An 11,843-nucleotide genomic window follows, 5' to 3' on the forward strand; every position below is an offset into this window, starting at 1 on the left:
AATCAATGAACTGCATATTGCATAATTTTTTCTTGTGTTGCCTCTTTTTTTGAGAGTAAAGCCGTTTGTTTTCCTTTTGATAACACCAATATTCTATCGCTCATACCCAAGATTTCGGGTAACTCTGACGAAATCATAATAATAGCTACTCCTTTTTCGGTCAATTGCTTAATTAATTTATAAATCTCAAATTTTGCTCCTACATCAATGCCACGAGTAGGTTCGTCTAAAATAATGATGCTCGGCGAAGACAATAATACTCTTCCAATCACTACTTTTTGTTGATTTCCTCCACTCAAATTCATTACCTTTTGATTAATACTGGTGGCTTTTATTTTCAAATCGTTTGCCAATTGAGTTGTTGCTTCTTTCTCATTGGTTGCATTTACAAACCAAGCTTTTGAAAAATCAGCCAAACTCGATAAACTGATGTTTTCTTTTACCGATAACGCAGGAATAAAACCCAAAGCTTTGCGGTCTTCGCTTACATAACCAATGCCTTTTTTGATGGCATCTTGTGGCGATTTTATTTTAATTCTCTGCCCATTTAAAGTAATTTCGCCACTGTCAAATTTATCTAAACCAAAAATCGCTCTAGCTATTTCGGTTCTTCCTGCACCCATCAAGCCAGCAATGCCAAGAACTTCTCCCGCGAAAACTTCAAAGTTAATATCCTTAAATTTTCCTTTTTTGTTAAGATTTTGAACCGATAAAACTGCAGGACTGCACTCAGTTTCTACTCTTATCGAATTATTTACAGGAAAAAGGCTTTCTATTTCTCGTCCGACCATCAAAGCAATAAGTTCGTTTTTATCTAATTCGCTCGTGTTTTTGGTAGCGATGTATTTGCCATCTCTTAAAATGGTAATTCTGTCTGTAATTTCATATATCTCGTCCATTTTGTGAGAAATATAAATAATAGCCACGCCTTTGCTTTTCAAATCTTTAATAATTTTGAAAAGCATTGAAACTTCTTTATCAGAAAGTGCTGATGTAGGCTCATCCATTATAATCACTTTTGCATTATTTGAAATCGCTTTAGCAATTTCTACCATTTGCATTTCGGCAATACTCAGATTTTTTATTTTTGATTGAGCATTGATATTTACACCCATCGATTTTAGTAGTTCTTGAGCTTTTTGGTTAATTCTGTTGTCGTTTAGCCAATTCCAATAATTACTTTCTCGACCTAAAAAAATATTTTGAGCAACAGTTAATTCGGGAACGACCAAAATTTCTTGATGAATCATTGAAATTCCTTTATGCAAAATTTCATTAACATTGTATTTTTTTAAAGCTTCCCCTTCAAAAATAATTTCGCCCGAATCGGGTGTAAGCAAACCCATCAAAATCTTCATAAAAGTTGACTTTCCTGCTCCATTTTCTCCCATTAAGGCGTGAACTTCGCCTTTTTTAAGGTCAAATTGAATATTGTCCAAAGCCTTCATCCCCAAAAAAGCTTTTGAGAGATTTTGTACTTGGAGGATATTTTGAGGGTTTGAGGGCATTTTTTGTTTAACTATTTTATCATTATTTTCTCATCTTTTTTTTAGGGAGGAGGCTATTTGAGTGGCATTAAATTAGTTTGAAAGTTAACAATTTGGAACAAGCCACCCCCGCCCGACTTTAGTCAGAACACACCTTCTTAAAAAAAGGAGGGGGGGGGCGTCAAAAAAACTACATTATCAAACAAAATCACCATCTACATTAGTGTTTTTCCAACTTCTTGAATTTGCTGAATTAATGACTGCTTCACATACTTTTTGAGTTTGTAGTGCTTCTTTGAAAGTTGGAGAACAACTTTCGCCAGTTTCTAAGCTTTTCAAGAAATCGGCTACTTGATGCACAAAACTATGCTCATAACCAATGCCTAAGCCACCAACCCACCATTTATCCATGTACGGTTGGTCGCCATCAGTTACGATTATCGAACGCCAGCCACGTACAATTGACTCATCTCGATGGTCGAAGTATTCCATGCGATTGAGGTCGTGCAAATCCCAACGAATCGAAGCATCGGCACCATTGATTTCAAAAGTATAAAGAGCTTTATGTCCACGTGCGTAGCGAGTAGATTCAAAAAGACCTAATGAACCGTTTTCAAAATGACAATGAAAAATACAAGCATCGTCGATGCTCACTGGCTGCACTTTTCCAGTCAGCTGGTGCATACGTTCTTTTACAAAAGTTTCGGTAACTGCCGAAACATCTATAATTGCTCCGTTAAGCCACATGGCGGTATCAATGCAGTGAGCCAAAAGGTCGCCCGTCACGCCCGAACCAGCCGCTTCGGCATCCATTCGCCAAAGTCCCGCTCCTCCTTGTGGGAGGTCGGCACTGATTGTCCAATCTTGCAAGAAATTGGCTCTATAATGGTATATTTTGCCCAACTTTCCAGAATCAATAATTTGTTTTGCCAAAGAAACGGCTGGTAATCTGCGATAATTGTACCAAACGGTACTCTGTACGCCTGCTTCTTCAATAGCTTTTACCATTGCTTCTCCTTCTTCTAAATTGCGAGAAAGAGGTTTTTCGCACAGAATCATTTTTCCTGCTTTTGCTGCTGCTATAGCAATTTCAGCGTGAGAATCGTTGGGTGTGCAAATATCGATAGCATCAATATCATCACGTGCAATGAGGACTTTCCAGTCGGTTTCGATAGATTCATAACCCCATTGGTCGGCAAATGCTTGCACTTTTTCTGCATTTCGTGAGCAAACAGCCTTTAAAATAGGCGTATATTCTAATTCAGGAAAAAAGTTTGGTACACGATTATATCCATTGGAATGAGTTCGTCCCATAAAACCCGTTCCTATTAATCCTATTCTGAGTGGTTTTTTCTTTGACATAATATTTTTATTTATGATTTAACGAATTTCGATTTTCGATTAAATTTTTGATTTGTTTTTCAAATCGTAAATCGTAAATTTTTTAGGCTTCATACCAACCATGTTGTTTTCTAACATTTATCATGGCTGCCAAAATATCATTCCAAGTTTTTGGTTGAGTCATTACATCGTTGGCAAACATACAACCATCCCAACAAATGTGTTTGAAGGCTTTTGTCAGTTCGCCCGATTCATTTCGAAGCCAAAGACCTGCGTCATGGGCAATATCAAGTTTGCCATTTGGGTCGGTTGCTTGACAATGGCGACCAGTTTTGTCGTGCGAGCCAGTTCCATGTACAGTACCATCATTTTGAGCCACATGAAAATCTATTGTCCAAGGACGAAGAACATTTGTGAGTTCTTTTAGTCCTGCAAGAAAAGTTTCTCTATCTCCCCATTGAAAATCTTCTGGTAAAATACGAGCTTCGGGTGCGTTATATCCTAGCAAATACAAAGTCGTATGTGACATATCGGCTTGAAAACCAATATTTGGGCGGTCAACTGCTTCTAAGGTTTCGAGCATAGCTTTCCAAGAGTGCATTCCTCCCCAACATATTTCGCCTTCGGCAGCTAATTTTTCACCATAATCGGCAGCTACATCACAGGCTTCTCTGAATGTTTGAGCAATGAGTTTTGTATTACCAATAGGGTCAACTGCCCAGTTTTGTGGACTACTTGCCGAGTCAATTCTAATGATTCCGTTTGGACGAATGCCCATTTCACGCAATTTTTGACCAATATGGCAAGATTTACGCACCATTTCAATAAATTGAGTGCGTTCTTCTTTACTTCCCATCGCTGGCCCTCCCCAGATTGGAGCTACCAAACTGCCAATTTCGAGGTTATGCTTTGCTACTTTATCTGCTAATCTTTTGATAGCGTCGTCAGAAGTATTGAGGTCATAATGTGGGTCGAAGAGACCTAAATCAACACCGTCAAATTTTACTCCACCTACTTCGGCAGCGGCCGTCATTTCGAGCATTGTATCCAACGAAATAGCTGGTTCAGAATCTGGTCCTTTTCCTACAATACCCGGCCAAGTGGCATTGTGAAGTTTGGGATAATTATTTTCCATATATTAAATAGATTTTTAGGTTGTTCTTGTTTTATTTGGTGATTTGGGCGTAATAATCAGTTTTTGTAATCATTCATTCGCTCAATCACAAAATCACTCAATAATTAAATCAGGGTTGTTAGGCCCAAAATGTTTGAGCATTACAATTGGGTCATTTGATGAATGATTGGTAATTGTAACACCTTCAATTGCTACTTTTTCGGTGATAAAAAACTCATCATTGGTCAATTGACCATAACGAATCAAGGCGGGTGTTTCGATGTTCCAAACACCCATTGTGCCATGTCCTTGCATCATAATTATTCCGTAAGCGGCACTGTCTTTAATTGTTACGGTTTGATTTGGTAAAATAGTTAATTCTTTGGCAGAAAACGCTTCCGAACGATAGCAGATCCAATTTTCTATATATCCTTCAGCTTCCATTTCTGCCACCGGTTTTACGGGTTTTGGAGCCATAAAACGAGTTTCCAAAAGATTTGGATTGGTGTTTAGTTCCCAATCAATTACTTCCATCAATTGGTCATAGTTGCCGATTTGGTCTGGAGGTGTGCCATTCCACAATAATTCTTCAGGAATAATAGCTTCGTTTACTAAAGATTGGTACATCGCAAAAACATCCGATGCCTTTTGCGGCTCATAGGTACACATACTTCCCGGAGCATGAAGCATTCCTGGAGGTACATCCCAACCTGTGCCTGGAACTAAAGGAAATGCTTGCGAAAACATCGTAATTTTATTATCGCCTTTGGTGAAATTCATCAAACATTCTTTGATTTGCTCTTTGGTTGTACCAGGGGCAATGCCAAAAAATGTATAAGGAAAATCTCCACCGTGATTATTTAATTGTGGAGGAAAATAATAGGCTTCTGGTTTTCCGAGTTGTCCGATTTTAGCGGCTTGTATGTCATCGTGATGAATGTGGTGTGGCAGGGGCCCCATATTATCAAAAAACTTAGAGTACATTGGCCAACTTTGGTATTCGTTCCAAAGGCGATCGCCGATAATTTCAGCCCCAAGTTCGGCAATGGCATCTTTCAAAAGAACTCTTTCATCATCAACAATAATGAAGCTTAATCCTTCATTTTCGCTTGTTAATGGGCCATTTTTAGCAGGAGTTGTTGATGAAAGCCAACGTTCATCGATTCCTCCACGTACACCGCCGAGTACATAATAATCATCAGGATGAAGTTTTATTCTTCGGCCTGGCACACAAAATGAACGTGGAACCCAAGTAGGTGCTAATCGTAATATTCCTTTTCCTTGTTCTAAAGCTTTTTGTGCTACACTTAAATTTGACATAATATAATATTTTTAAGGAGTTGAATTTTATGTTACGAAGTTTTATATTTCTGTAGCTTTAATTTCTAAGTCAAACGAACGAATTTCATAAGGATTCAGAAAAATCAGTTCGTTATTTGCTCTTGCTTGTGCTTGTCCAATTGGTGGATTTGTAGCTGGTTCTATGCCAGTTACGTACTCGCCTTTGCCCCAATGTTGCCAGTTTATTAAGTGCGGTAATTGTTCTTTCTTAAAGTTAATTTCAATTTTTAAACCAATTTTTTCATTATATAGTCCGCAACTACAGTTGCCTAAATCGTCGGAATTTGGGTCAATAAAAACAACTTCTTCGCCAGTGCCAAGATGGTCGTTGATGGGAGCAGGGCAGACTTTAAATTCATTGCCTTCTTTAAAAATCTTTGCTTTTTCTTCGCCAAATCGTGCTTTCCACGATCCTTCCCAAAGTATTTGAGTACCTTCATCAACTAAAGGATAACCAAAATTAAAATGATACAAAACCATCAGGGGCGTTGGCGTATTTCCTCGATTGATTACTTCGTCATGTATTCGGATAGTTGCTTCGCCGAGTGTTCCTGAAATGGTTCTTCTGAGTTCTAAACTTGGGCCAAAAACTTTTGTTTCTTTTATAATTCCTGTAATACTCATTTCCATTTTTCCTGCCAATGGGTCTGGCTGAATGATGGAAACAATTTCGGCGGGAAGATTAGAAATATTTCCATGAATACCTCTTTCACCAAATTCGTCTTTTTCGGGGCCGCCCACGTGCGAAAGTCCACAAGTTGTAAGTAAGCCACCACCAAAGGTTTTTAACCAGTCAATTCCTCGGTCAGAATTTGGTTGTGGGTTTGTGAAACCGCCATGGCTGAGCCAAGCCAAACTATACTGGTTATAAAAAGCATCGGCAATGTCCATTCCTCTGTCAATCACCACTTTATATCTTAAACCAGTTCCTGTATTTATCCATGCGATACGATTTCCACGGCCCAAACCATTGTCGAGAATTGATGTTTCGATGCCACCGAGTTGTGCAGGATTTGAGATTTTATCTTTAAAGTTTAGGTTCATTCTTGTTTATAAACTATGCTTTTCACACATTCTTTGAATAAATTTCAAGCCATTTTCGGCAATATCCCAAGGGTCATTATATTCCCGCCAAACATTTATGGCATTGGCAAAATCTGGATCGTTTCTCGAAAATGCTTCAATCGTTAGCCAACCTTTATAATTTATTGCTGCCAAAGCCGAAAAAGCATCGTCAAATGGAATGTGTCCATCGCCTGGCGTACCTCGGTCATTTTCGCTGATATGCACATGGCTCAAAAATGGAGCAATTGTATTGATAGCAGTAGCGTATTTTTTTTCTTCGATATTGGCATGATGCGTGTCAAACATCGCTCTGACATTGGAATGATTTGTCATTTTTACCAATTTAGCCAATTGTTCCATCGTATTGCACAGATAACATTCAAAGCGATTGAGAGCTTCCAAACCTAAAACTACGTCGGCTTGTTTGGCATATTCTCCTGCTTGGTACAATATTTCAGCACTCCATTTATATTCTTCGTCAAGGGCAGGATGTGCAGCAAAATGAGCATGAGCTGAATGAAAAGGCCCACAAAGTATATGAGAATTCAAATCAAATGATCGGTCGATTGACCATTTAATTCGGTCGAGGCCTTTTGCCCTAATACTTGCCGAATCGCTGATTGGGTTGGCATCTGGACTAACAACTGTTACTGTTGTAACTTCTAAATTAAGCTCTTTTGTGTGATTACCCAATTGCTTGTAGGCGGCTTCGTTGGGTGAGCCAACAAAATATTCTATGCCGTCATAACCAATTGTTTTCAATCGTTCTATGATTGGAAATAATTCGTCGGAAACTCCTGCCGACCATGCTAATACATTGAAACCTATTTTGTTCATTTGCCTACTTTGGTGTATGCTTTACGCCCCTACATTAAATTATTATATACTATTTCAACTCTTTTAGTCTTAAATTTCGATACTGCACTTTCATTGGTGGGCCAACGTGTACTTGCACGCCCATAATTCCTTTTGATTTGCCATTAACCATATCGTTGTCGGTTACGTCACTCATCAAAACATCGTTGATATAATGCTGTAAGCGATTGCCTTTGATAACTAAATGGAAAGTATTCCAATCTTCACTTTTAATTTTAGTTTTTAAGGAATCTGTGTTTCCCACTGAACCAGTAACTTTCAATTCTGTCCAAGCATTTTTTTGAACTTTGGCTCTAACATCTTCTGGTTTCCAAATGCCAGTTTGAGGATTAATGCTTGTTATTTGTCCACGATAGGCTAAGGTTGTTCGACCACGTTCTTCATAATTTTGACCTGTATAACGTACCGCACCATCAATATCTGCTTGATAACCTCTCAAAGCATAAGGAATATCGGGAAGTTTTTCACTGCGATAATTAATGCCAGAATTTCCTTTTTCAGTAATATTAAATTCTCCTTTTAGTTCAAAATCTGATGGTTCTCCACCTTTCCACATAATAAATGAATTGGTTTTGAGCAAAGTCGCAGGAGTGATTTCTCCAACTAAATTGCCATTTTCAACTCGCCAATATGTTGGGTCTCCTTCCCAACCACTTAAAGTTTTTCCATCGAAAATTGACTTAAAACCCTTTTCACTTTGGCTTGAATTTGACACTTTGCAACCAACCGACAAGCTAATAATTAGGGTTATAATAGTGCAAAACTTTATGCTATTTGTTATCATTTGAGGTAGGTTTTTTGTTAGTTTGTTGATTTATAAATACTACATCTTATTCATTTTTGAACAAGATGTAGTACTATTCAACGTTTGGTTTACTACTTTTTAACTTCAGCTTTTGCAGAGAACATTGGATTGTTTTCATTTCCACCTGCCATCAAATACGCCATCAAATCTTTCAGTTCGTCTTCATTAAGGCTATTTATTAAGCCTCCAAACATAATAGATGCCGATGAAGGTTTTGATGATATTACATTCTTTTTCAAAACTTTTTCAAGCTCATTTGGTGCATAAGGATTCTGAGAAATATAATAAGCAATTTTGTCTTCATTAATTAGCCTTCCAACAATCGAACTACCATTTTTTAGGCTATAATATGTTGCCGCATATTGGTCAGAAACTGTTTTATTAGGTTCAATTATTGACTCAAGCATATCCTTTGAAGAAAAACGAGTATATAGTTGGCTCAAATCTGGACCGATTGCACCACCTTCGCCCTTCATTCCATGGCACATTTTACAGGTAGTTGCTGCAAACATGGCTTTTCCATTCTCGAAATTTCTATCAGCTAAGCCTTTATCAATAATTGGAAGAGCATTTTCCATTCTCCAGTTTCGGCCTGGCCCTTTTGGTGCTGTTGCCGAAATCAAATCATTGCCATTTTTACTCAATCTTTCTGCACCAGCCAGTTTTTCAAAATAGGCTCTTTTATTGTCAGGAACATTTTTCAAGGCTAACTTCAATGACCTATCCAAGAAACCGATATAACTATTACCTCCTTTATATCCAAAAGCAGTATAGTACCACTTAAAATATTTATCTTGAAGTGCAGGTGTCCAGCCTTCTTTTGCTAAACTTAACATAACGCCATAATAAGTATGTTGAGCAGGTGGTATATTTGCCAACATGGCTGCTATGTCTTTTCCGTATTGAGGGTTGCGTAAAATCAAATCAGTTGATGCTGTTGCTGTTTCAACATTTAAAGCATCGCTACCTGGTTCCGTTTTTACATCCATCAAAGCCAATGTTTTTGCTACTGCCTCAGGAGCATCTAAATAAATCAACAATTTACTCAACGAGCGATTCAAATGTGCAGTATTGGCAGGATAAAGCGGGTTTAAGTAAGCAATTACTTTGGGTTTTTGCGTTGCATCTGGTTGACCCATGCGAAGGAATGCCAATTCAAAAGCTCTTAATATGTCTAATTGTTGAGATTGTATCAATGTCTTGAAATTCACACTTAAAAGTGCATTGACAATCTCAGTTTTCTTAGAACCATCGCCCATGCGAATCAACGAAATCAACGATTGAGTAAGAGCAACTGGGTCTTTTTCTTTCAAAGCCAAATCTTGCCATTGTGCCACTGGTTGGTGTTCCAAAGCTAAACGTGCCGCATAACGAATAAATCTGTCAGTGCTTTTGAGCTGAGGCCAAGCTGTAGCTACTGCCGCTGGATTTGGGCCGCCAGTATGAAATTTCTCCAAATTTCTGCGTAAAGTATTGGCAGAATTGATAGGCACAACTGCCACAGGAGCAGTACTTTCATTACCAACATAAGAAACACGATATAAGTCAGATTCCAAACGACGGCCACCAGTCAAGAAATACAAAGCACCGTCTGGTCCAATTATACCATCAGTTAATGGAAGCGGAATTCCTGACAAAAATTCTTCTCTTTCACCCGAATAAGTAGAGCCAGAAGGTTTTAAATGAATCGCATGAATTACACCAAAAGTCCAGTCGAAAGCCAAAAGCGTACTTTTATATTTTGCAGGAAATTTCGCATCTTTTAAATGCAATAAGTTGGTAGGTGAACCTTGACCAATATTAATAATTGGAGGAAGATTATCAGGAAAAGTTGGCGACCATTTGCTATTACCTGTTCTCCAACCAAATTCTGAGGCACTTGTAGCATGACAAATACGAGTTGGGCGATACCACGGTAAACCAAAATCCCATTCCATGTCGGCATCATATACAAACAGATCACCATTTTCGTTGAAAGCCATGTCAAAGGCATTTCGATAACCTGCACTTACTAATTCCCATTTTTTTCCTTCGGGGTCAAGATTTGCAATCCAACCACCTGGAGCATAGCGGTCGTTGGCGTGTCCACGAGGGTCTTTTATCAGTGGGAACATTTGGTCTTCTTTCCAATTTGATGGCAATTTGTAAGCATCTAACGGTGGAATATCAGTATGGTTACCATTAATGACATAAAGTGATTGTTTATCAGGTGATAAAATAATGCTATGGGGTCCGTGTTCGCCTTCACCAACCAATTCTTTTAGTAAAGTAACTTTATCATATTGGTCGTCATTATCGGTATCTTGTAGGCGATAAAGTCCACTTTTTTTAGTGAATTCTTTATTATTCTTGCCATTATTTATCATTACATATAAGCTATTGAAAGCATAAAGCAACCCATGTGCGTAGCCCATACCCATTGTGTCGATGGTAGGTCCAATTTTTAGTTTCTCAACATCTGAACTGGACATTTTAGCATCAACTGCTGGAATTTTTAAACGAAAGAGTTTTCCATATTGGTCGGAACAAATCATTCGACCTTTGTTGTCGAAAGTCATTGAAACCCATGAACCAATTTTGTTTTCGGAAGGGCTATAAAGATGTTCAGCTTTAAATCCTGCTGGATATTTTAGCTTATCCAGTTTTGGGTCACCAATTATCGCTGAAGAGAAATCAGGTTCTTTTAGAAGGGTAAAAGAAGCGGCTGTTACCAAGGCGACTAATCCAATACCCAGTTTAATGGAATTTTGTTTAGAAAACATAATAATGTAAGGGTTAAATATTATTATTCATTTATTGTTGAATAGTGTAATTTCGTCTCTCAATATACTCTGTACATTGTGGGCAGAAATTCGCCCACAATGTACAGAGAAAAATAGGTATTATTAAAAAAAAATCAAAAATAAGGACTTAAAGCTGCTTCGTCAGCAGGAAGACCATATAAGAGCGTAATAGTACTGAAGGCATTGCCACGTGTTGTTGCTCCTTCAGGATAATAATACTCTACTGGATTAGCCTTAATTCTATTACCATAAGCAGTGATAACCTCTATGGCTGTACCTGTGCGTACTAAGTCGAACCAACGTTTGTTTTCAAATGCCAATTCACTTCTGCGGTCTTGATAAACTTGCTTTCTAAAATCAGCCTGAGCAGTTGCAGTAGCAGCGGGTAATCCTGCACGTGAACGTACTTGATTGAGATATGGAAGAGCTTCTCCTATTTTACCTTGTTCAGTTAGGGCTTCTGCTAAGAATAGCAACGTCTCTGCATAGCGATAAATTGGAAAATTATTGCCTGTGTTACCATGTAAAGAGTGAGTCTTAGCAAACTTTTTATTGTAAGGAAAAGTTTTATTTGCTCTCAAACTTCCACTAATCGTAACGTATGCAATCGTTCCATCTTTACGCTTGTCGCCTGCTTCAAATGCTTTAATCAAATCGGGAGTTGGAGCTCCGTTGCCTTCGCCAGTTAACGGTTGAGGATTTGATGTTCCTGAGATTGGTTTTAATTCATCTCCACTCATTGGACGAGGCATGTAGTTATACATAATTGATCCATTATATCCCGATGCACCTTCTTGAAACTGTACTTCAAATATAGATTCTGAATTGTTTTTGTTTCCCGTATTTGTCGAAAACGCATCGTTGAAATCAGGCATCAATTTGTAATCATTGCTTGTTACGATTTCTTTTAGTAATTTCTCAGCTTCTGTCCAGTTTTTTCTTACCATATGAACACTAGCCAACAACATTCTTGCAGTTCCAGAGGTAACTCTACCTGCTTCTTGCGTTGACTTTGGTAGCAAACCCGTAAT

The 11,843-nt window shown here is 38.1% G+C and carries 9 protein-coding genes; all 9 read right to left on the reverse strand.

Annotated elements, in window-relative coordinates:
- Positions 1-2: 2 nt before the first annotated feature.
- Positions 3-1,508: a sugar ABC transporter ATP-binding protein gene (locus ACH2CJ_RS09885; protein ID WP_394992504.1), complete on the reverse strand. Its 1,506-nt coding sequence runs from the start codon at positions 1,506-1,508 to the stop codon at positions 3-5.
- Between the two features lie 177 nt (positions 1,509-1,685).
- The gene (locus ACH2CJ_RS09890; RefSeq protein WP_394992505.1) at positions 1,686-2,849 is read right to left on the reverse strand and encodes a Gfo/Idh/MocA family protein; all 1,164 of its coding nucleotides are present in this window, start codon (positions 2,847-2,849) and stop codon (positions 1,686-1,688) included.
- 82 nt (positions 2,850-2,931) lie between these two features.
- Positions 2,932-3,963, reverse strand: a complete 1,032-nt coding sequence (locus tag ACH2CJ_RS09895; RefSeq protein ID WP_394992507.1) for a sugar phosphate isomerase/epimerase family protein — start codon at positions 3,961-3,963, stop codon at positions 2,932-2,934.
- 93 nt (positions 3,964-4,056) lie between these two features.
- Positions 4,057-5,262, reverse strand: a complete 1,206-nt coding sequence (locus ACH2CJ_RS09900) for a hypothetical protein (RefSeq protein WP_394992509.1) — start codon at positions 5,260-5,262, stop codon at positions 4,057-4,059.
- A 42-nt stretch (positions 5,263-5,304) separates the two neighbouring features.
- Positions 5,305-6,327: an aldose 1-epimerase family protein gene (locus ACH2CJ_RS09905; protein ID WP_394992510.1), complete on the reverse strand. Its 1,023-nt coding sequence runs from the start codon at positions 6,325-6,327 to the stop codon at positions 5,305-5,307.
- Positions 6,328-6,333: 6 nt separating this feature from the next.
- Positions 6,334-7,185, reverse strand: coding sequence for a sugar phosphate isomerase/epimerase family protein (locus ACH2CJ_RS09910; RefSeq protein ID WP_394992512.1), 852 nt, complete (start codon positions 7,183-7,185; stop codon positions 6,334-6,336).
- A 49-nt stretch (positions 7,186-7,234) separates the two neighbouring features.
- Complete coding sequence (locus ACH2CJ_RS09915; protein ID WP_394992513.1) at positions 7,235-8,008, reverse strand: DUF1080 domain-containing protein; 774 nt, start codon at positions 8,006-8,008, stop codon at positions 7,235-7,237.
- 92 nt (positions 8,009-8,100) lie between these two features.
- Entirely contained in the window at positions 8,101-10,791 is a 2,691-nt protein-coding gene (locus ACH2CJ_RS09920) for a c-type cytochrome (RefSeq protein WP_394992515.1), read from the reverse strand.
- Between the two features lie 134 nt (positions 10,792-10,925).
- Positions 10,926-11,843 (reverse strand): RagB/SusD family nutrient uptake outer membrane protein (locus ACH2CJ_RS09925; protein WP_394992517.1); only part of this gene is annotated, 918 nt, incomplete at its 5' end.

The organism is Emticicia sp. (assembly GCF_043780375.1).
In the GTDB taxonomy this organism is placed as follows: Bacteria; Bacteroidota; Bacteroidia; order Cytophagales; family Spirosomataceae; genus Emticicia.

Bases quoted from the DNA above. Each gene is read 5' to 3' on its own strand.
- ACH2CJ_RS09885 (WP_394992504.1), bottom strand. From the start codon at position 1,508: ATGCCCTCAAACCCTCAAAATATCCTCCAAGTACAAAATCTCTCAAAA.
- ACH2CJ_RS09890 (WP_394992505.1), bottom strand. From the start codon at position 2,849: ATGTCAAAGAAAAAACCACTCAGAATAGGATTAATAGGAACGGGTTTT.
- ACH2CJ_RS09895 (WP_394992507.1), bottom strand. From the start codon at position 3,963: ATGGAAAATAATTATCCCAAACTTCACAATGCCACTTGGCCGGGTATT.
- ACH2CJ_RS09900 (WP_394992509.1), bottom strand. From the start codon at position 5,262: ATGTCAAATTTAAGTGTAGCACAAAAAGCTTTAGAACAAGGAAAAGGA.
- ACH2CJ_RS09905 (WP_394992510.1), bottom strand. From the start codon at position 6,327: ATGAACCTAAACTTTAAAGATAAAATCTCAAATCCTGCACAACTCGGT.
- ACH2CJ_RS09910 (WP_394992512.1), bottom strand. From the start codon at position 7,185: ATGAACAAAATAGGTTTCAATGTATTAGCATGGTCGGCAGGAGTTTCC.
- ACH2CJ_RS09915 (WP_394992513.1), bottom strand. From the start codon at position 8,008: ATGATAACAAATAGCATAAAGTTTTGCACTATTATAACCCTAATTATT.
- ACH2CJ_RS09920 (WP_394992515.1), bottom strand. From the start codon at position 10,791: ATGTTTTCTAAACAAAATTCCATTAAACTGGGTATTGGATTAGTCGCC.